13 protein-coding genes are annotated in these 17,738 nt (G+C 72.4%); 4 read left to right on the plus strand and 9 right to left on the minus strand.

Annotated elements, in window-relative coordinates:
• Nucleotides 1–16 precede the first annotated feature (16 nt).
• Both RMN56_RS03590 and nrdR read right to left on the minus strand, forming a co-directional pair.
• A complete protein-coding gene (locus RMN56_RS03590; protein WP_313722417.1) occupies nucleotides 17–2,908 on the minus strand; it encodes a vitamin B12-dependent ribonucleotide reductase in 2,892 nt (963 codons plus the stop codon).
• Between the two features lie 34 nt (nucleotides 2,909–2,942).
• Entirely contained in the window at nucleotides 2,943–3,419 is a 477-nt protein-coding gene (gene nrdR / locus RMN56_RS03595; RefSeq protein ID WP_313722418.1) for a transcriptional regulator NrdR, read from the minus strand.
• 544 nt (nucleotides 3,420–3,963) lie between these two features.
• On the opposite strand from nrdR, the gene lexA reads away from it, so the two are divergent.
• Nucleotides 3,964–4,746: a transcriptional repressor LexA gene (gene lexA / locus RMN56_RS03600; protein ID WP_313722419.1), complete on the plus strand. Its 783-nt coding sequence runs from the start codon at nucleotides 3,964–3,966 to the stop codon at nucleotides 4,744–4,746.
• A 49-nt stretch (nucleotides 4,747–4,795) separates the two neighbouring features.
• Here lexA and RMN56_RS03605 read toward each other — a convergent pair whose 3' ends face one another.
• A complete protein-coding gene (locus tag RMN56_RS03605) occupies nucleotides 4,796–6,391 on the minus strand; it encodes a hypothetical protein (RefSeq protein ID WP_313722420.1) in 1,596 nt (531 codons plus the stop codon).
• Nucleotides 6,392–6,441: 50 nt separating this feature from the next.
• Nucleotides 6,442–7,905: a GTPase HflX gene (gene hflX, locus RMN56_RS03610; RefSeq protein ID WP_376787271.1), complete on the minus strand. Its 1,464-nt coding sequence runs from the start codon at nucleotides 7,903–7,905 to the stop codon at nucleotides 6,442–6,444.
• Between the two features lie 196 nt (nucleotides 7,906–8,101).
• Here hflX and RMN56_RS03615 point away from each other — a divergent pair, with 196 nt between their 5' ends.
• The gene (locus tag RMN56_RS03615) at nucleotides 8,102–9,574 is read left to right on the plus strand and encodes an NAD-dependent malic enzyme (protein ID WP_313722422.1); all 1,473 of its coding nucleotides are present in this window, start codon (nucleotides 8,102–8,104) and stop codon (nucleotides 9,572–9,574) included.
• Between the two features lie 156 nt (nucleotides 9,575–9,730).
• On the opposite strand, the gene dapF is transcribed toward RMN56_RS03615, so the two are convergent.
• The 3 genes from dapF to RMN56_RS03630 are packed head-to-tail and all read right to left on the minus strand — an operon-like array spanning nucleotide 9,731 to nucleotide 12,205.
• The gene (gene dapF, locus RMN56_RS03620) at nucleotides 9,731–10,576 is read right to left on the minus strand and encodes a diaminopimelate epimerase (RefSeq protein WP_313722423.1); all 846 of its coding nucleotides are present in this window, start codon (nucleotides 10,574–10,576) and stop codon (nucleotides 9,731–9,733) included.
• 7 nt (nucleotides 10,577–10,583) lie between these two features.
• The gene (gene miaA / locus RMN56_RS03625; protein WP_313722424.1) at nucleotides 10,584–11,489 is read right to left on the minus strand and encodes a tRNA (adenosine(37)-N6)-dimethylallyltransferase MiaA; all 906 of its coding nucleotides are present in this window, start codon (nucleotides 11,487–11,489) and stop codon (nucleotides 10,584–10,586) included.
• A complete protein-coding gene (locus RMN56_RS03630) occupies nucleotides 11,486–12,205 on the minus strand; it encodes a class III extradiol dioxygenase subunit B-like domain-containing protein (protein ID WP_313722425.1) in 720 nt (239 codons plus the stop codon). The genes miaA and RMN56_RS03630 overlap by 4 nt, the downstream gene beginning before the upstream one ends.
• A gap of 202 nt (nucleotides 12,206–12,407) precedes the next feature.
• Here RMN56_RS03630 and RMN56_RS03635 point away from each other — a divergent pair, with 202 nt between their 5' ends.
• Both RMN56_RS03635 and RMN56_RS03640 read left to right on the plus strand, forming a co-directional pair.
• The gene (locus RMN56_RS03635) at nucleotides 12,408–13,616 is read left to right on the plus strand and encodes a DUF349 domain-containing protein (protein WP_313722426.1); all 1,209 of its coding nucleotides are present in this window, start codon (nucleotides 12,408–12,410) and stop codon (nucleotides 13,614–13,616) included.
• Nucleotides 13,617–13,964: 348 nt separating this feature from the next.
• A complete protein-coding gene (locus RMN56_RS03640; protein WP_313722427.1) occupies nucleotides 13,965–15,578 on the plus strand; it encodes a cellulase family glycosylhydrolase in 1,614 nt (537 codons plus the stop codon).
• Nucleotides 15,579–15,629: 51 nt separating this feature from the next.
• Here the strand turns inward: RMN56_RS03640 and miaB are convergent, their stop codons facing one another.
• Nucleotides 15,630–17,129, minus strand: coding sequence for a tRNA (N6-isopentenyl adenosine(37)-C2)-methylthiotransferase MiaB (gene miaB / locus RMN56_RS03645; protein WP_313722428.1), 1,500 nt, complete (start codon nucleotides 17,127–17,129; stop codon nucleotides 15,630–15,632).
• Nucleotides 17,130–17,242: 113 nt separating this feature from the next.
• Nucleotides 17,243–17,722: a hypothetical protein gene (locus tag RMN56_RS03650; protein ID WP_313722429.1), complete on the minus strand. Its 480-nt coding sequence runs from the start codon at nucleotides 17,720–17,722 to the stop codon at nucleotides 17,243–17,245.
• Between the last annotated feature and the right edge of the window lie 16 nt (nucleotides 17,723–17,738).

Below are 17,738 nucleotides of genomic sequence, written 5' to 3' on the forward strand. Positions count from 1 at the left end.
CGCGAGCGGTCGTACGTCAGCTGCAGCCGCTGGTGGAGCCGCAGCCCTCGCAGACGTAGCAGCTGCCGGCCGGCCGCATCTTCGTGCCGCAGGTGAAGCAGAGCGGCGCGTCCGCGGCCTTGCCGATCACGGCCTCCAGCAGTTCGGTGCTGGAGCCCACCGACGGCGCCGGCTTGGCGGCGGCGACGTCCGCGACCTCCTGCTTCGGCTGGGCGACCGCCTTCGGCTCGGGCGCTTCGACCGGGGCGGAGGCGGCCATCGCGGTGAGGTCCGCACCGCTCGCCTCCGCCTCCGCCTCGGCCGCGAGCTGGGCGGCCCGCTCCTTGGCCGTGAAGATGCCCAGCTCCGCGCGGCGCTCGTACGGCAGGAAGTCCAGGGCCAGGCGACGGAAGATGTAGTCCATCACCGAGGCCGCCATCCGCACGTCCGGGTCGTCGGTCATGCCGGCCGGCTCGAAGCGCATGTTGGTGAACTTGCTGACGTACGTCTCCAGCGGGACGCCGTACTGGAGACCGATGGAGATGGCCACCGAGAAGGCGTCCATCACGCCGGCCAGGGTCGAGCCCTGCTTCGACATCTTGAGGAAGACCTCACCGAGGCCGTCGTCCGGGTACGACGAGGCGGTGAGGTAGCCCTCGGCGCCGCCGACCGAGAAGGAGATGGTCTCCGACGGGCGCTTCTTCGGCAGCCGCTTGCGCACCGGCCGGTACTCGACGACCTTCTCCACGACCTTCTCGACCGCGGCGGCCGGAGGCTGGGTCTCGGCGGCGGTCTTGTTCGACTTGGCCACCGAGAGCGGCTGGCCGACCTTGCAGTTGTCCCGGTAGATCGCCAGCGCCTTGAGGCCGAGCTTCCAGCCCTCGAAGTAGATCTTCTCGACGTCCTCGACGGTGGCCTGCTCCGGCATGTTGACCGTCTTGGAGATGGCGCCGGAGACGAACGGCTGGATCGCCGCCATCATCCGCACGTGGCCCATCGGGGCGATCGACCGCTCACCCATGGCGCAGTCGAAGACCGGGTAGTGCTCCGGCTTGAGACCCGGGGCGTCCACCACGTGTCCGTGGTCGGCGATGTGCTCGATGATCGCCTCGACCTGCTCCTCGGGGTAGCCGAGGCTGCGCAGCGCGCGCGGCACGGTCTGGTTGACGATCTGCATCGAGCCGCCGCCGACCAGCTTCTTGAACTTGACCAGCGCCAGGTCCGGCTCCACGCCGGTGGTGTCGCAGTCCATCATGAAGCCGATGGTGCCGGTCGGCGCGAGGACGCTGGCCTGCGAGTTACGCCAGCCGTTCTTGTCGCCGATCTTGTTGCCCAGCGTCCACTGCCTGGTCGCCTCGCGGACGATCGCGGTGGCCACCGTGCCGGTCGGCTTGATCTCGTCGTTGGCGGCGGCGTGCTTGCGCATGACCCGCTTGTGCGGCTCGGCGTTGCGGGCGTAGCCGTCGTACGGGCCAACGACGCCGGCCAGCTCCGCGGAGCGGCGGTAGGCGGTGCCGGTCATCAGCGAGGTGATCGCCGCGGCGACCTCCCGGCCCTGCTCCGAGTCGTACGGCAGGCCGGAGGCCATCAGCAGCGCGCCCAGGTTGGCGTAGCCGATGCCGAGCTGCCGGTAGGCGCGGCTGGTCTCACCGATCTTCTCGGTCGGGAAGTCGGCGAAGCAGATCGAGATGTCCATCGCGGTGATGACGAACTCGACCGACTTGACGAACTTCTCCACCTCGAAGCCGCCGTCGGCGCGCATGAACTTCATGAGGTTCAGCGAGGCCAGGTTGCACGAGGAGTTGTCCAGGTGCAGGTACTCCGAGCACGGGTTCGACGCGGTGATCCGCCCGGTCTCCGGGCAGGTGTGCCAGTCGTTGATGGTGTCGTCGTACTGCAGGCCGGGGTCGGCGCACTCCCAGGCCGCCTGGGAGATGCTGCGGAACAGCTTCTTGGCGTCGATCGTCTCGATGACCTGGCCGTCGAGCCGGCCGCGCAGGTCGAAGCCGCCGCCGTTCTGCACCGCGGTCATGAACTCGTCCGAGACCCGGACCGAGTTGTTGGCGTTCTGGTACTGCACGCTGACGATGTCGGCGCCGCCCAGGTCCATGTCGAAGCCGGCGTCCCGCAGCGCGCGGATCTTGTCCTCCTCGCGCGCCTTGGTGACCACGAACTCCTGGATGTCCGGGTGGTCCACGTCGAGGATGACCATCTTGGCCGCCCGCCGGGTGGCGCCGCCGGACTTGATGGTGCCGGCGGAGGCGTCCGCGCCGCGCATGAAGCTGACCGGGCCGGAGGCGTTGCCGCCGGAGGAGAGCAGCTCCCGGGAGGAGCGGATCCGGGACAGGTTGACGCCGGAGCCGGAGCCACCCTTGAAGATCAGCCCCTCCTCCTTGTACCAGTCGAGGATCGAGTCCATCGAGTCGTCGACGGCCAGGATGAAGCAGGCGCTGACCTGCTGCGGCGACGGCGTGCCGACGTTGAACCAGACCGGCGAGTTGAAGCTGAACACCTGGTGCAGCAGCATCCAGGTCAGCTCGTGCGCGAACACCTCGGCGTCGGCCGGGGTGGCGAAGTAGCCGTACTCCTCACCGGCGGTGCGGTAGGTGCCGACCACCCGGTCGATGAGCTGCTTGAGCGACCACTCCCGCTCCGGGGTCCCCACCGCGCCCCGGAAGTACTTGGTGGTCACGATGTTGGCCGCGTTGACCGACCAGGACTCGGGGAACTCCACCCCGCGCTGCTCGAAGTTGATCGAACCGTCCCGCCAGTTCGTCATGACGACGTCGCGGCGCTCCCAGGTGACCTCGTCGTAGGGATGCACCCCCTCGGTCGTCCAGACGCGCTCGATCTTCAGCCCGGCCCCGGCCTTGTTCCGTGACTTGCTGGTCGTCACGCCCTCGCCCCCCTCGTCAGCGCGGTCACCCACCGCGCATCGTCAAACTGTCAGAAATCCGTGAAACTCAACTGGTCGCGCCGGCGCCCTCGCGGGCACGCGCGGCGGCCCGCAACGTCTCGATCTCGCGCTCGAAGTCGGCGAGCGAGTCGAAGGAGCGGTAGACGCTCGCGAACCGCAGGTAGGCCACCTCGTCGAGGTCGCGCAGCGGCCCGAGGATGGCCAGCCCGACCTCGTGGCTGGGGATCTCGGCGGCCCCCTTGGCCCGGACGGTCTCCTCGACCTTCTGCGCGAGCAGCGCGATGGAGTCGTCGTCGACCGGCCGGCCCTGGCACGCCTTGCGCACCCCGCCGATGATCTTGGTGCGGCTGAACGGCTCGGTCACCCCGCTGCGCTTGACCACCGCGAGCACCGCCTCCTCGACGGTGGTGAACCGCTTGCCGCACTCCGGGCAGGACCGCCGCCGTCGGATGAGCTGGCCGTCGTCGGCCTCCCGCGAGTCGACCACCCGGGAGTCGGCGTGCCGGCAGTACGGACACCGCATCGCCTTACCTCCTTCATCGACCGCGGCCCGCCGCCCGCCTCCGGGCACGCGTCACCACGGCGGCACCATCTCTCGATGGCCGCCGCCGGGTCGGCGGTGCAGGAGTGCGGTCGGTAACCGGACCCAACCTGTAGGCGACTTACGCCCATGTAACCACAACATCTAGGGGTCGACCGTATGCCGTCGCACTAGCGAGGTCAAGTTGAGCGGCGTGTCCGGCGAGTCGCCAGAATCACGCACCCGTGCCACCCCGTCCCCGGCGCACCGAGGAGCCCAACGGCCGGCGGCCGCCGGGGTCACGGGGCGCCGGGATAGAACATTCGTTCGACAGCGACGTACCATTTATCAGAACAGGCGTTCGGAAATCCAGGATTTTGGCACGACACGCCGACAACAGGTCGTACAGATGTTTGAAAATGGCCGATCTCACCTATACGGTCAACAACGACCGGGCGCGGCGGATTGCGGCGGGCCGGTCGACAGCACCACCTGAGCACGCACCACGAGCCGACGAGGCACCCAGCGCCGACCAGGGAGGACGGACGTGACCGAGGACCGGGCCAGCCGGCAGAAGAACCCGCAGCCGATCGACGGGGCGGGTCCGCCGGCGACCCGCCGACCCCGCACCGCGCGCACCCGGGCGGCCCAGTCCGCCGTGCGTCCGGTCACCCCGGTGGTCAGCAGCTTCCCCGATCCGACGACGGTCGACCTCACCGCTCGGCAGCGCCGGATCCTGGAGTTCATCCGCACGTGGGTCGAGCGCCACGGCTACCCGCCGAGCGTGCGCGAGATCGGCGAGGCCGTCGGCCTGGTCTCCCCGTCGAGCGTCGCCTACCAGCTCAAGGAGCTGGAAAAGAAGGGCTTCCTGCGCCGCGACCCCAACCGGCCGCGCGCCGTGGACGTCCGGGCGCCCGGCGACGTCGACGACGAGGCGGCCCGCGCCCAGCGCCCCACCCCCGCCTACGTGCCGATGCTGGGTCGGATCGCCGCCGGTGGCCCGATCCTCGCCGAGCAGGCGGTGGAGGACATCTTCCCCCTCCCCCGCGAGCTGGTCGGTGAGGGCGAGGTCTTCATGCTCCAGGTCAAGGGCGACTCGATGCTCGACGCGGCGATCTGCGACGGCGACTGGGTGGTGGTCCGGCAGCAGCCGACCGCCGAGGTGGGCGACATCGTGGCGGCCATGCTCGACGGCGAGGCGACCGTGAAGACCTACCGGCGGCGCGACGGGCACGTCTGGCTGATGCCGCAGAACCCGGCCTTCGACCCGATCCCCGGCGACGACGCCACCATCATGGGGCGCGTGGTCGCCGTGCTCCGCCGCATCTGAGACGACGAAAACGGGGGGTGACCGTTGGTCACCCCCCGTTTTCCTGCGCTCAGTAGCGGTCGCCCCGGAACTCCCGGCCACCGCCGGGGACCTGGCCGTACTGCTGGCCACCGCCGCCGTAGCGGCCGTCACGCGGGTCCCGGCGGTCGGGCTCGCGGCGCGGCGGCTCGGCCCGACCCGGGCCGTAACCTCCGCCCCCACCGGGCCGGCCGCCGCCGTAGCCGCCGCCACCCGGGGAGCCGCCGTAGACCCCGCCACCCGGCGGGCGGCCACCGCCCTGGGGACCGCCACCGCCCGATGGGCCGCCGCCGTAGACCGCGCCACCACGGCCACCACCCTGCGGACGGCCACCGCCGTAGACCCCGCCGCCCGGCCGCCCGCCGTTCACCGGGGCGCCGCCGTAGACCCCGCCCGGGCCGCCACCGCCGCCGTAGACCCCGCCCTGCGGCGGGGCGTCGGGCCGGTTGCCCGGCGGATAGGCGGAGTTGCCCGGGAAATCGTCGCCGCGCTCGTCGGTCGGCTCGGCGGGTGCCGGCTTGCGCCGGGCCCGGAGGATGCCGAAGATGCCCGCGCCGACCATGAGCGCGCCGAGCACGCCGACCGCCGCGATGAGGTACGTGATCTCGTCGAGGCTGAGCCCTTCGATCCAGGACTTCTGCGCGGCCGGCTTGGTGTCGGTCTTACCGGCGTTGGGCAGCGCCTCGACGCCGGTGGTGGCCGGCGTGTAGCTGAGGATGTCGATCGGGTCCGTGGCGTCGAGCAGGCCGCCGTCGGAGACGGTGAGGAAGGATTTGCCGTCCGGCGTGTAGGAGATGGCCTCGCCGAACGGGTCGGCGAGGGGGGTGACCCGGGGCTTGCCGGTGGTCAGCGCGGCGACGATGTTGCCGCCGGTCACGTCGAACTCGAAGGCGTCGCCGTACGTGCGCAGCACCACCTTGCTGCCGTCGGGCGAGCGGGCCGCGCCGGTGACCAGCAGGCGGCCGGGGCCGCCCAGCTTGTTCTCGGTGTTGGTCTTGGGCAGGGTGACCTCGCCGACCTTCTTCATCGGGATCGGCTCGGTGTCCGCAGTGCTCTTCAGCTTGGCCGTCGGCGTGAAGATCTCCGACTTGCCGGACAGGTCCTTCGTGATGACCAGCGGCAGGTTGTCGTCGCCGACGAGCAGCGCCTCGGCGTCGTGCGGCTCCTTGCCCGGGTAGGCGAGCCGGTGCAGCACCGGCTGCTTCGACCCGCTCAGCGGCATGGTCCAGACCGCGACCCGCTCCCGCCGGGTCTTGGCCTCGACGTTGTCACCCGTGTCGGCGATGAAGAGCGTCTTCCTGTCCGGCCCGACGGCCAGGTCCTCGGTGTCGTAGGGACCGGAGCCCGTGTATCGGACGGGGTTCTCGATCTCGCACTTCGTGTCGAGGAAGAAGACCCGTTTGCGGCTCTCGTCCTCGGTGCCGTCGTTGATCACGACGTAGCCGGTGCTGGTGGCGACCAGGCCGGACAGCTCCCGGAGCCGCTTGTCGTCGACGGTGCACTTCTTCTTGGGAGCCGCAGCCAGCACGGGGGCCGCGGCGGGAGCCGCCAGGGCGAGCCCGGCCGGTGCCACGACCGCGCCGACGAGGCTCAGCGCGATCGTGACCGAGGAGACAGCGTGCCGCATGGCGCCAAGTGTCGCACGGCCCGCGTTTCCGGCGGGTGACGCCGGACGGCTCACCGCCCGGCGGCCACCGGCTCGTCGCTGGTGAGCCGGTCTCCAGCCCGGTACGGCACGAGCTCGGCGGCCAGCGCCTCGCCCACCCGGACGTGCAGCAGCGTGCCCTCGGGCAGGTGCGCGGTGCTGAGCACCTCGCCCTGCCGGTGCACCCGGGCCACCAGGTCGCCCCGGTCGTACGGGAGCACCGCCCGGACCTCGACGGCCGGCCGCGGGAGCCGCTGCTCGACGGCCTCGCGCAGCCCGTCGAGCCCGCGCCCGCTGTGCGCGGAGACGAGGACCGCCTCCGGCCAGAGCCGCTTGAGGCGCAGCAGCGTCTCCTCGTCGGCGGCGTCGACCTTGTTGACCACCAGCAGCTCGGGCAGCCGGTCGGCGCCCACCTCGGCGAGCACCTCGCGGACCGCCCGGACCTGCTCCTCCGGGTCCGGGTGGGTGCCGTCGACCACGTGCACCACCAGGTCGGCGTCGGCGACCTCCTCCAGCGTCGAGCGGAACGCCTCGACGATCTGGTGCGGAAGGTGCCGGACGAACCCGACCGTGTCGGAGAGGGTGTAGAGCCGGCCGTCGGAGGCCGTGGCCCGGCGGGTGGTCGGGTCCAGGGTGGCGAACAGCGCGTTCTCCACCAGCACGCCCGCCCCGGTGAGGCGGTTGAGCAGGCTGGACTTGCCGGCGTTGGTGTAGCCGGCGATGGCCACCGCGGGCACCGCGTTGCGGGAGCGGCGGGCACGCTTGGTCTGCCGTACCGTCGTCATGCCCTTGATCTCGCGGCGCAGCCGCGCGATGCGGTGCCGGATCCGGCGCCGGTCGGTCTCGAGCTTGGTCTCACCCGGACCGCGCAGGCCCACGCCGCCGCCGGCGCCGCCGCCGCGACCGCTACCACCGGTCTGCCGGGAGAGGGTCTCACCCCAACCGCGCAGTCTCGGCAGCAGGTATTCGAGCTGGGCCAGCTCGACCTGCGCCTTACCCTCGCGGCTCTTGGCGTGCTGGGCGAAGATGTCGAGGATCAGGGCGGTGCGGTCGACCACCTTGACCTTGGTGCGCTGCTCCAGGTTGCGCAGCTGCGACGGGGACAGCTCACCGTCGCAGATGACCGTGTCGGCACCGGTGGCGAGCACCACCGCGCTCAGGTCGTCGACCTTGCCCCGACCGATGTAGGTCGCCGGGTCGGGCCGGTTGCGCCGCTGGATCAGCCCCTCGAGCACCTGCGAGCCGGCCGTCTCGGCCAGCGCCGCCAGCTCGGTGAGGCTGTTGTCGGCGTCGGCCTGGGTCCCCTCGGTCCAGACGCCCACGAGGACGACCCGCTCCAGCCGCAGCTGGCGGTATTCGACCTCGGTGATGTCGCTGAGTTCGGTGGAGAGGCCGGGGACCCGCCGCAGCGCCTGCCGCTCCGACAGCTCGAACTCGCCGGTGGTGGCGTCGAGCTCGTCGTCCTCGTAGGGAAGGAAGGTCTCCTGGTCTCGCAAACCGCGACTCCTGTCCGTTATGTCTCTTGCCGGGGCATTTCCGGTGTGCATGAGCATCCTGACATGTACCAACGTCCGACGCACCCGCTATATGCCCGTGACCCTACTAACCGGTAGCGGGGTCGGATGCCGGCCGACCTGGGCGGGCGAGTAGAAATGCCAGGCGAGCCGCTCAGCGTCGACGGAGGAGTAATTCGTGGCCAACACCCGACTGCCGAGTGCCGGATTCTCGATCACGATCCGGATCGCGGTACCCGCGGACGCCTCCTCCATCGGGCGGCTGACCACCGCGGCGGGCGAGGCCGGCGCCATCGTCACCGCGCTGGACGTGGTCGACTCCGACCCGACGAACGTGATCGTCGACCTCACCTGCGACACCGCCGACGCCGGCCACGCCGACCAGGTGGTCGACGCGCTGACCGCGCTCGACGGGGTGGACGTCCGCAAGGTCTCCGACCGGACGTTCCTGCTCCACCTGGGCGGCAAGATCGAGGTCAACTCGAAGGTCGCGCTGCGCAACCGGGACGAGCTGTCCCGCGCGTACACGCCGGGGGTGGCCCGGGTCTGCATGGCGATCGCCGAGAACCCGGCCGACGCCCGCCGGCTGACCATCAAGCGCAACACCGTCGCCGTGGTCAGCGACGGCTCGGCCGTGCTCGGCCTGGGCAACCTCGGCCCGGCCGCCTCGCTGCCGGTGATGGAGGGCAAGGCGGCGCTGTTCAAGCGCTTCGGCGGGGTGGACGCCTGGCCGGTGGTGCTGGACACCCAGGACACCGACGAGATCGTGCAGATCGTCAAGGCGATCGCGCCCGCGTACGGGGGCATCAACCTGGAGGACATCGCCGCGCCGCGCTGCTTCGAGATCGAGGCCCGGCTGCGCGAGGCGCTGGACATCCCGGTCTTCCACGACGACCAGCACGGGACCGCGATCTGCGTGCTGGCCGCGCTCACCAACGCGCTGCGGGTGGTGGGCAAGAACCTCTCGGACGTCCGCGTCGTCGTCTCCGGCGCCGGCGCGGCCGGCACCGCGATCATGAAGCTGCTGCTGCGGCAGGGCGTGGGCGACATCATCGCGTACGACCGGCAGGGCGCCCTGCACCGCGACCTGCCCGACCTCAACCCGGCCTGGCGGTGGCTGGCCGAGAACACCAACAAGGAGAACTACGCCGGCGACCTGCCCGGCGCGGTCCGGGGCGCGGACGTCTTCATCGGGGTGAGCGCGCCGAACCTGCTCACCGGCGACGACATCGCCACCATGGCGAAGGACGCGATCGTCTTCGCGCTGGCCAACCCCGACCCGGAGGTGGACCCGCGGGAGGCCCGCAAGCACGCCGCCGTGGTCGCCACCGGCCGGTCCGACCAGCCGAACCAGATCAACAACGTGCTCGCCTTCCCGGGGGTCTTCCGCGGCATGCTCGACGCGCACGCCGAGGAGTTCACCGAGGAGATGGCGATCGCGGCGGCCCGGGCCATCGCGGACGTGGTCGGCGAGGACAAGATCAACCCGACGGTGATCGTGCCGAGCGTCTTCGACTCGCGGGTCGCCCCGGCCGTCGCCGCCGCCGTGCGCGCCGCCGCCCAGAACCCGGCCGCGACGCCCCCGCCGGCCGCCGACCCGGGCCCGGCCGACCTCCCGGAGATCGCCGCCAACGCCAGCGCCACCCCCTGACGGCGCCTTCCGGGTGCATCTGCTGTCGCGCCAGCAACCACAGATGCACCCAAACCCGGGCAGGGGCCAGCGCCTTCCGGCCTTGATCAAGGAGTTTGCGTCGGGAACGGGGCCGTTTCCGACGCGAACTCCTTGATCAACTCTGCGGGGCGGTGGTTACGCCGGCAGGGCGGGGAGGGTGATCTCGCCGGTGGCGACCAGGACGGCGGGGCCGGAGAGCCAGCAGGTGTCCTCGGTGATCGTGATCGTCAGGCGGCCGCCGGGGACGTCGACGGTCATGATGCCGCTCTCCCGGCCGGCGTCGCGCAGCGCCACGGCGGCCACCGCGCAGGCGCCGGTGCCGCAGGAGAGCGTCTCGGCCGAACCCCGCTCGTAGACCCGCATGAGCACGTGCCCGTCGGTGCCCTCGACCGGCTCACCCGGGCTGGTGAACTCGACGTTCACCCCGGCCGGGAAGACGGACGGGTCGACGTCGGGCGCCCGGGTGAGGTCCAGGCCGCCGAGGTCCAGGCTGCCGGGCAGCGCGCAGACCAGGTGCGGGTTGCCCACGTCCACGGCCGCGCCGGTCAGGGTGAGCCCGCCCAGGGTGGCGGTGGCCGTGTCGTACAGCCGGGGACGGCGCATCTCGACGGCGACGTCGGCCCCCTCGACCCGGGCGCGGACCAGGCCGGCCCGGGTGGCCAGCGGAACGGTCCCGCCGGACGGGGTGGCCAGGCCGGTCTCCAGCAGGTAGCGGACGAAGACCCGGGCGCCGTTGCCGCACATCTCGGCGAACGAGCCGTCGGAGTTCCAGTAGTCCATGAACCACTCGGCATCGCCGGCCAGCGCGGCGCCGTCCGGGTGCTTGGCGGCGCGTACCACGCGCAGCACACCGTCGCCGCCCAGGCCGCGCCGCCGGTCGCAGAGCGCGGCGACCAGGCCGGGCGTCAGGTCGAGCGCCCCGTCCGGGTCGGGCAGGATGACGAAGTCGTTGCCGGTGCCGTGGCCCTTGGTGAACTCCACGCCCCAATCATCCCCGATGCTCGGTGACCACCCGCAGCGCAGTGTCGAGAAACTCCGGGGAGGCCGAGTCCAGCCAGTGGACCCGCGGGTCGCGCCGGAACCAGGAGCGCTGCCGGCGGACGAACCGGCGCGTGGCCCGGACGGTCTCCTCGTGCGCCTGCGCCTCGGTCAGCTCACCGGCCAGGAAGCGCAGCACCTGCTGGTAGCCGAGCGCCCGGCTGGCCGTCCGACCCTCGGGCAGGCCCTGCCCGACCAGGGTCCGCGTCTCGTCGACCAGGCCGTCGGCCCACATGCGGTCCACCCGCCGCGCGATCCGCTCGTCCAGCAGCGCGGTGTCCAGGTCGACGCCGAGCTGCACCGACGGGTAGTACGGCGTCGGCGCGGGCAGCGACGCGGTGAACGGCGCGCCGGTCAGCTCGACGACCTCCAGGGCCCGGACGATGCGCCGGCCGTTGCTCGGCAGGATGCCCGCGGCGGCCACCGGGTCGGCCTCGGCCAGCCGGGCGTGCAGCGGGGCGGGACCGACCTCCGCCAGCTCCGCCTCCAGCCGCTCCCGCACGGCCGGGTCGGTGCCGGGGAACTCGAACTGCTCCAGCACCGCCCGGATGTACAGCCCGGAGCCGCCCACCAGCAGCGGCACCCGCCCCCGGGCCAGGATGTCGTCGACCGCCGCGCGGGCCAGCTTCTGGTATTCGGCGACGCTGGCCGGCTCGGTCACCGGCCAGATGTCGAGCAGGTGGTGCGGCACGCCGTCCCGCTCGGCCGGGGTCAGCTTGGCGGTGCCGATGTCCATGCCCCGGTAGAGCTGCATCGAGTCGGCGTTGACCACCTCGCCGTCGAGGGCGTGCGCCAGGGCGATGCTCAGCGCCGACTTGCCCGCCGCGGTCGGCCCGACCACGGCGACGACAGTCATGCCTTCTCCCAGTTGGCCACGAAGTAGGCAACGCCGTAGGGGGCCTCCTGGTAGCTGACGTCGCCGCGCCAGTCGCCGCCCGCCGCGCGGACGGCCCCGGCCAGCACCTGCCACGGCGCCCGCCCGGCGGCCCTCAGCTCCGCCGACAGCGCCGGGTCCAGGCCGAGCAGGGCGTCGGTGTCCGCGCCGGCCAGGGCCGCGGCGACCCCCTCGTCGTACGCGGGCGCGCGCGGATCGTCGTAGCCGGGCGCCTGGACGCCCCGGCAGGCCGACCCGTCACCGAGCACCAGCAGGGCGATCCGCTCGCCGGCCGCGGCAACCAGCTCCGCGCCGAGGGCCGCGCACTCGGCCGGGGAGGCGTCGGCGGCGACCGCCCGGGCCAGCCGGGGCAGCTCGGTGCCGGACCGGTTGACCAGCCAGGCGCCGATGGTCAGGCTCAGCGGCAGCCGGTCGCTCCCGGCGCAGTTGACCTTCCAGAGCCGGACGTGCCGGTCCAGCCCGAAGGGGCGCAGTGAGCCGTGATCGGCGCTGCCGAACCGCTCGGTCTCCGGCCCGCCGCCGAGCAGCAGGATCACCTCGGGGTCGGCGGCGAGCAGCCGGGCCACGGCCGCGTCGGCGGCGGCGCGGAGGTCGTCCAGCTCGGGCGCGGCGGCGCCGGCCAGCTCCGGCACGATCAGGGGCGGGTGGGGGCAGACGGCGGCGGCGACCAGGGGCACCGGTCCAACCTATCCGTATCCCCCGGTGCGTCCCCGCGCCGATCCGGTCATCGAGGCGCAACGACACCGTATGGTCACGGTCGACGACAGGCGCTCGACACGGACCGGGTCGGACCTGTGACAATGCCGGGAGAAACTTCGCTGCGCGATGGCGGCGTTCGCGGGAGGTGTCCCTCGACGCCGGGAGAACGAGGATGGGCACATGAGCGACTGGACTGCCTTCGGACGGGTGGACGAGGACGGCACCGTCTACGTCAAGACCGCCGAGGGTGAGCGGGTGGTCGGATCCTGGCAGGCGGGGGCACCGGAAGAAGGGCTCGCCCATTTCGCCCGGCGCTTCGCCGACCTGGTGACGGAGGTCGACCTGACCGAGGCCCGACTCAACTCGGGCGCGGCGGACGCCGGCCACTCGCTGACCACGATCCGGCGGATCCGCGCGTCGCTGGCCGAGGCGCACGTCGTCGGTGACATCGACGCTCTGGCCGCCCGCCTGGACAAGCTCGCCACGGTGGCCGAGGAGAAGGCCGGCGAGGCCCGCGCCGCCCGCGACGCCGCCCGCGGCGAGGCCCTCGCGCGCAAGACCGCCCTGGTCGAGGAGGCGGAGAAGCTGGCCGCCGAGTCGACCGGCTGGAAGACCGCCGGCGACCGGCTCAAGGAGATCCTCGACGAGTGGAAGACCATCCGCGGGGTCGACAAGAAGGCCGACGGTGAGCTGTGGAAGCGGTTCGCCGCCGCGCGGGACGGCTTCACCCGCCGCCGGGGCGCCCACTTCGCCTCCCTGGACCAGCAGCGCAAGCAGGCACAGGGGATCAAGGAGGAGCTGGTCGCCGAGGCCGAGAAGCTCAAGGAGTCGACCGACTGGGGCGCCACGGCCAACCAGCTCAAGGACCTGATGGCCCAGTGGAAGGCCGCGCCGCGCGCCTCCAAGGAGGCGGAGCAGAAGCTCTGGGAACGGTTCCGGGCGGCGCAGGACGACTTCTTCACCCGGCGCAGCGAGGTCTTCTCGGCGCGGGACAACGAGCAGCGCGCCAACCTGGAGCGCAAGCAGGCCCTGCTCGCCGAGGCCGAGGCGCTCGACGTCGACGGCGACCCGAAGGGCGCCCAGGCGAAGCTGCGGGAGATCCAGGCCCAGTGGCACGAGGCCGGCCGGGTGCCGCGCGAGGCGGCCGCCGGGCTGGAGCGCCGGCTGCGGGCCGTCGACGACAAGGTCCGCGAGGTCATGGACTCGGCGTGGCGGCGGACCTCCAAGGAGGACAACCCGCTCCTGGCCCAGATGCGGGCCCAGGTCGCCGAGGCCGAGGACCGGCTGGCCCGGGCCCAGGCGGCCGGCGACGCCCGCCGGATCAAGGAGGCCGAGCAGGCGCTCGCCTCGAAGCGGCAGTTCCTCCAGCTCGCCGAGCAGGCCGGCTGACCTGACGCGTCCCGGAAGCCCCCGGTCCCGCCACGGGACCGGGGGCTTCCGTCTGTCGCGTCGGGCCCGTGCTCCGGGTCGGGAACGGGCGGCGGTGTGCGCCGTCGGTTGACGGCATCGAGCCCGGCTGATCAGAATGGGCGGCGGAGCCAGGTTCCGACACCGGCACGAGGGCACCGACGGCCGATCCGGCCGTCGACGGTCGCCGGTGCTCCCCCGCGGGTGGCCGTCCACGTGACACGGCCCGGCGCGCGCTGTCCGCGTACTCGATGACGAGCGGGCCGTCTCCCTCCTGGTCTTCCCGCTCGCGGCGCTCGCGCGGCGCGGGCATCCGAAGTGGAGCTCGCCATGCACCGACCCACCGCCCTCGGCGGCGCCCTCGCGGCGCTCGCCACCGCCGCGGCCGGCGTCCTCGTCGCCGCCGCCGTCAGCACCACCCCGGCCGCCGCCGCGACCGCCGGGACCGGCACCGGCTACCTGCACACCAGCGGCAACAAGATCGTCGACAGTACGGAGGCCACGGTCCGGCTCACCGGCATCAACTGGTTCGGCATGGAGACCGACAACAAGACCTTCCACGGTCTGTGGTCGAGCAACCCGTGGCGCGGCCAGCTCGACACCATGGCCCGGCTCGGCTACAACACGCTGCGCATCCCCTACTCGAACGACGCCCTGAAGCCGGGCGCGACGGCCACCGGCATCAACGACTTCGTCAACCCGGACCTGGTCGGCCTCTCCCCGCTGCAGATCCTCGACAAGGTGATCGACTACGCGGGCAGCAAGGGGATGCGGGTCATCCTGGACCGGCACCGGCCCACCTCGGCCGGACAGTCGCCGCTCTGGTACACCTCGACGGTCTCCGAGGCGACCTGGATCGCCGACTGGAAGATGCTCGCCCAGCGGTACGCCAACAACACCACGGTGATCGGCGCGGACCTGCACAACGAGCCGCACGCCGAGGGCACCAACCCGGCCGCCACCGGCGCCTGCTGGGGCTGCGGCGACACCGCCCGGGACTGGCGGCTCGCCGCCGAGCGGGCCGGCAACGCGATCCTCGGGGTGCAGCCGAACTGGCTGATCTTCGTGGAGGGGGTGAGCTGCCCGAGCGGCGGCCTGTCGAACGTCTGGGACAACGACCCGAGCAACGACGAGGACTGCGGCTGGTGGGGCGGCAACCTGTCGAAGGCCGGCCAGTTCCCGGTGCGGCTGAACGTGGCCAACCGGCTGGTCTACTCCCCGCACGAGTACGCCACCTCGGTCTACCACCAGACCTGGTTCGACGACCCGAGCTACCCGGCGAACCTGCCGGCCATCTGGGACAAGTACTGGGGCTACCTCTACAAGCAGAACCTCGCGCCGATCATGATGGGCGAGTTCGGCAGCACGCTGCAGGACCCGAAGGACAAGGTCTGGCTGCAGAACCTGATGGCGTACACCGGGACCGGCGTGACCGGGATGTCCTTCACCTACTGGTCGTGGAACCCGAACTCGGGTGACACCGGCGGCATCGCCAACGACGACTGGACCACCATCAACCAGGCCAAGCAGGACATCCTCCAGCCGTACCTGATCCCGCCGGCGGGTGGGGGCACCACCAGCCCGTCGCCGACGGGCACCCCGAACACGTCGCCGAGCCCGACCACGCCGGCCCCGAGCGGCGGCTGCACGGCCACCTACAAGCAGGTCAACGCGTGGCAGGGTGGCTTCCAGGGCGAGCTGACCGTGAAGAACACCGGCACCGCGGCGGTCAACCCGTGGTCGGCGACCTGGACCTGGCCGTCCGGGGTGACGCTGGCCAGCGGCTGGAACGCCACCGTCACCCAGTCCGGCACCACGGTCACCGCGGCCGCCCCGACCTGGGCGGCGTCGCTCGCGCCGGGCGCGTCGGTGACCGTCGGCTTCACGGCCAACGGCACGGCCGCCGCGCCGGGCGCCGTGAAGCTCAACGGCACCGCCTGCTGAACAGGCGACGGCCGGGGCCGCCACGGGGCGGTCCCGGCCGTCGGCGGTCGCTCAGTGCGCGGCGCAGCCGCCGGTGGGGGCGGGCGCCGCGGCCGGCGCGCCGATCGTCGGCAGCCCGAGCAGCACCCCGGGGGTACGCGGGGCGCGCCCCGCCTCGGCCGCGTCGCCGGCCCGGGTGCGCCGGTGCGACAGCGGCTCCCCGTCGGCGTTGAGGTGATGCGGGGCGGCGTAGGTGACCGTGGTGTGCACGATGTCGCCCGGGCGGATCCGACCGGCCAGCGACCCGCCGTCGAAGTGCACGAGCCGGCCGTCCCGGGCGCGGCCGGACAGCCGGCCGGTGCGCTCGTCCTTGCGCCCCTCGCCGACCGCGACCAGCACCTCGACGGTCTCCCCGACCAGCCTGCGGTTCTCCGCCCAGGTGATCTCCTCGACCGTGGCGATCAACCGCTCGTACCGCTCCTGCACGACCTGCTTGGGCAGCTGGCCGTCCATGGTCGCGGCCGGGGTGCCGGGGCGCTTCGAGTACTGGAACGTGAACGCCGACGAGAAGCGGGCCTCGCGGACCACGTCGAGGGTCTTCTCGAAGTCGGCGTCGGTCTCGCCGGGGAAGCCGACGATGATGTCGGTGGTGATCGCCGCGTCGGGCATCGCGGCCCGGACCTTCTCGATGATCCCCAGGTACTTCTCCGACCGGTACGAGCGGCGCATGGCCCGCAGCACGTCGTCGGAGCCGGACTGCAGCGGCATGTGCAGCGAGTGGCAGACGTTGGGCGTCTCGGCCATCGCGGCGATCACGTCGTCGGTGAAGTCCTTCGGGTGCGGGCTGGTGAACCGCACCCGCTCCAGGCCGTCGATGTCGCCGCAGGCGCGCAGCAGCTTGCCGAAGGCGTACCGGTCGCCGAACTCCACGCCGTAGGAGTTGACGTTTTGCCCGAGCAGGGTCACCTCCAGCACGCCCTCGTCGACCAGGGCGCGCACCTCGGAGAGGATGTCGCCGGGGCGGCGGTCCTTCTCCTTGCCGCGCAGGGAGGGCACGATGCAGAACGTGCAGGTGTTGTTGCAGCCCACCGAGATCGACACCCAGCCGGCGTACGTCGACTCGCGCCGGGTCGGCAGCGTGGACGGGAAGACGTCGAGGGATTCGAGGATCTCCACCTCGGCGGCGGTGTTGTGCCGCGCGCGTTCCAGCAGCACCGGCAGCGAGCCGATGTTGTGCGTGCCGAAGACCACGTCCACCCAGGGCGCCTTGCGGACGATCTCGCCGCGGTCCTTCTGGGCCAGGCAGCCGCCGACGGCGATCTGCATCCCGGGGTGCTTGTCCTTCACGGGGCGCAGATGACCCAGGTTGCCGTAGAGCCGGTTGTCGGCGTTCTCCCGGACGGCGCAGGTGTTGAACACCACCACGTCGGGCTGCTCGTCGGCCTCGGCGGCACGCACGTAGCCGGCCTGTTCGAGCAGGCCGGAAATGCGCTCGGAGTCGTGCACGTTCATCTGGCAGCCGTACGTGCGCACCTGGTAGGTGCGCGGGCTGCCCGCGGCTGCGGTAGTCATGACCCGGACAGCGTATCCGGGTGGAGCTGGTCGGACCGAACGAGGAGGAGCGTCCCTCGCGGCCGGCGACGCGGCGGATGCCGGGCCGGGGCGGGGTCACCCCCCGCCGCCGGTCAGGCGGCGGCGAGGGCCGGGGCGACCGAGTCGGGGGCCCACCGGGAGCGGTGGCACTGCGACCAGCCCCGGCAGCGGGGGTCCGCCACGGTGCAGAGCCGCTGGTCGCTGAGGACCTCGCCGTCGTCGGTCTCGACCACGTCGAAGTGCACCGGGCGGATCGTGCCGTCCGGGGCGACCAGCAGGTGCCGCCCGGCGTCGAGGGTGTCGTCGCGCATCAGGCAGTTGCGGTCCAGCAGCCGGGCCAGCGCCGCGATGCTGGGCAGCTCGGGCAGGCGCTCGGACACCCCGTAGCAGTCGACCACGGTCCCGTACGCCCCGGGCGCCTCCCAGACATCGCAGACCACCGCGTACGCGGGGAGTCGGGCCGGGTCGGCGACGGCGAGGGGCATCACCACCCGGCCGAGCGCCTCGGCCAGCGCCGGGTAGACCTCCACCGGCGCCGCGCCGTCGATTCTCCAGTTCCACAGCTCGGTCATGCCGCCTCCTCGCTGC

The sequence above is a fragment of the Micromonospora halotolerans genome (assembly GCF_032108445.1).
Classification (GTDB): Bacteria; Actinomycetota; Actinomycetes; order Mycobacteriales; family Micromonosporaceae; genus Micromonospora; species Micromonospora halotolerans.